Here is a 3,229-nt window from a genome sequence, read left to right on the forward strand (position 1 = left end):
ACCTTTGAAATGGATATGCCTGATAGTTATCACAGCACAAGTGATACTTTGATAGGGGTATATCTTGAGGCCTGCCAGGAATTCCTTTTGACAGAAAATTATTTCACGGGATATTCCGGCACACAAATGGAGCATGCTGCCATTTATGCGCATAACCTTGGGCCATATTATAATGAGATCTATAATAATTCTATTGAGAAACTTTCTTGCGGTATAATTGCTGCCGGTGAAAACCGGGATGAAGAAGACAATGATGTTGGTTTATGTATTAAATGCAATGATTTTACGGACTGCCAATATGATGTGTATGTGACACCTCATGGCGGTATTAACCAGGATAGATTTGGTATTGCTGAAACCCAGGGCCATTCAGGCTCTTCCGCTCCTCCGGGTGTTAATCCAAATACCATGGCTGCTGGAAATACATTTACTGATCCTGATTTCTCTGATCTGGAGTATCAATTTTTCAAACATGCTAACCTGGATATAGTCACTTATTATCATCATCCTAGCATACCAGGTGTTTTTCTTGAACCTGAAGAATACAATAATATTGATAAAAAAGAGGATTTGGATGTTGTATATTCAAAGAGTGAATCCTGTCCAAGTATCTTAAATGAAAACATAAACCTCCTAACAGAATATAACTATATTGAAAGTGAGTCAGTTACTGTTGAATTGTATCAGGATACCCTGAATGTATATGTTGATGGAGGAAGTACAGATGATTTAAATTTTGAAGTTCAGACCAGCTTTCCGGATGAGGCATTGCAGATCAGACAAGATCTTTTGAATGACTCGCCGTACTTGTCAGATACAGTTATGAATTCTGCCATTTACAAAGAGAATGTTTTACCCAATGCAATGATCAGGGACATTCTTGTGTCCAATCCGCAATCAGCAAAATCAGCAAATGTGTTAAACACCCTTAATTCAAGGTTTGATCCCATGCCTGATTATATGATGGCGGAAATAATGAACGGATTGAATGTATATGGTCACAAAGAGGTTCTGGAAAAACACAAAGGAAGACATATCAACAACAGACAAAAAACATTTTCAAAACTCATAAGGTTTTATAAAAAGGATACCATAAACGCCTGGTCAAATGATAGCCTGATTGGATTATTTACTAAAGAAAATAATCCGTATGCCCTGTACCGATCATCTTTATTTCAATTATATTTGGATGATAGCCTGAGCGCTTGTAATACCTTAGCCAGTATTCCAACCATTTTTACTTTAAATACAGAAGAACAAGATGAATATCAAAGTTTTTCTGATTTGTTTAGCATTATTTCTGAATTAAAATATCATGGTTATGTTTTAGATAGCATCCAGGAGAGTACCCTGGATGATTTATCACAAAACAATAACGACTTTATTGGAGTCTATTCAAGAAATATCCTGGTAAATCATGAATTAAAAAAATATAATGAGCAAATCTTCTTACCTGATAATTTGAAAAGTTCAACTACCTGGGAACTTCCGGAGGAATCAGGTTTAAAGAATCCTTCAGTTCTAAAGGTATTTCCAAATCCAGGGAAGAATTATTTCATTCTTGAGTATGATATCAGGGAATTTGTCGGAGTTCCTACTGTTAAAATTACTGACATATCAGGCAAACCTTTTGCCCTCATTCGTTTATCAAGCAAGCAGAATCAGATAGTTCAAGCCACAAATGACTGGCCGGCAGGATTATATTTGATACAACTTACCGTCGATAATTCCATTATTGAAAGTTGCAAGCTTAGCCTTATAAAATAAATCGTATGAGAACAAAATTATATATATTAGTTATACTTTCTTTTTACGTGAGCTTTGTTTTGGGGCAAAACAAATGGCTACATGCCTATTATAATAATAAAGATGCTTATGGTTACCATTTTAGTTCATCTTATGATCAGGGTATTTATTTATTAGGCAAGCATGGACATAATTATGTGTCGTTTAACTGGTTAATCAAAACAGATATTAATGGGAATCTATTATGGGAAAAAACAATAGGTGAACCAAATTCATATTTAGGGTTATTTAGTATTGATATTAATGATAAAGGGAGTACTTATATAGTAGGCAAAACCTCATTTTATGACTCACATGGGGATCCCATAATATTGAAATTAGATCCATGCGGGGAAAAAGAATGGTGTAAAGTGTATTATTCACCATCGCATTTTGATTATGCAAGCTATGTAATCGCATTAAATGAAGGGGGGTGTGTAACTACGCTAAGATATACAGGCATTTCACCAGATGACAGGATCTGCCTTGCAAAGTTTTCAGAATATGGAGATATGTTATGGAAAGAGTGTTACAACAGCACCGATACCGGCTTGGTTTTTGAAGATTCAAGATCCATAACACTTACACCTGATAAAGGGTATCTAATATCTGCCGTTTGTGATTATGAGAACCCAAATATGCCGGGCCAATATTTATCAAAACCCTATTATATAAAAACTGATTCTAATGGCATTTTTCAATGGGAACAGGTAATTTTTAAAAATGAAGCCGAGTTTGGGGGAAATGCCTGGCATACCGTTCTAAACCCCGACACAAATTGTTACTATTCCTGCATAAGCAGATATTATTACCAGGAGTCAAGATCTGCACCTGCATTGGTAAAACTTAGCCTTAACGGGGATATACTCGGAATATATGATATAATTGATGGTTTTAATCATGGTGGCCTTGCAAATGCTGAATTCTTGAATGATACTATTCTTGCAGCCAGTGCAGGATGGGGGGACACAGAAGAAGAAATAATCAATTATGCCATTTTAATCGACACATTGGGTAACCTGATAGATACTACCTTCTTATTCCAGGATATATACAGCAGCCTATTAAAACTAACATTTGACAAAAAACTGTTATATATGTATAATACTTTCAAAAACAACCAGTTTGACGTTTACTTGCGAAAACTTAATCAGCAATTGGAAGACGACAGTATATACACTTATCCCTTTAAATACGACTCTCTCTGCCCATACCCCATCGCATCCGACACCATTGTTCAGGACGACTGCGGTCTCATCGTAGGTACCACAGAATGGCCTGCCATAAACACAACAAGCAAAACCACCGATGCCCTGGAGGTTTTTCCGAACCCGGCCTATGGAGAAATACATTGTAAATACAGAATATTGGAACGAAGTGGAAATCCCGACTTGTCGGGACAGAATACAGAATTGACAATTAGCCTGTATGACATCTGGGGAAG

2 protein-coding genes are annotated in these 3,229 nt (G+C 36.3%); both read left to right on the forward strand.

Going from position 1 to position 3,229, the window contains the following annotated elements; translation table 11 throughout:
- The coding region (locus KKA81_00685) for a T9SS type A sorting domain-containing protein (GenBank protein ID MBU2649424.1) at positions 1-1,767 on the forward strand (1,767 nt) is incomplete at its 5' end.
- A 5-nt stretch (positions 1,768-1,772) separates the two neighbouring features.
- Positions 1,773-3,229 (forward strand): hypothetical protein (locus KKA81_00690; protein MBU2649425.1); only part of this gene is annotated, 1,457 nt, incomplete at its 3' end.

It is taken from the genome of Bacteroidota bacterium (assembly GCA_018831055.1).
GTDB lineage: Bacteria > Bacteroidota > Bacteroidia > Bacteroidales > B18-G4 > M55B132.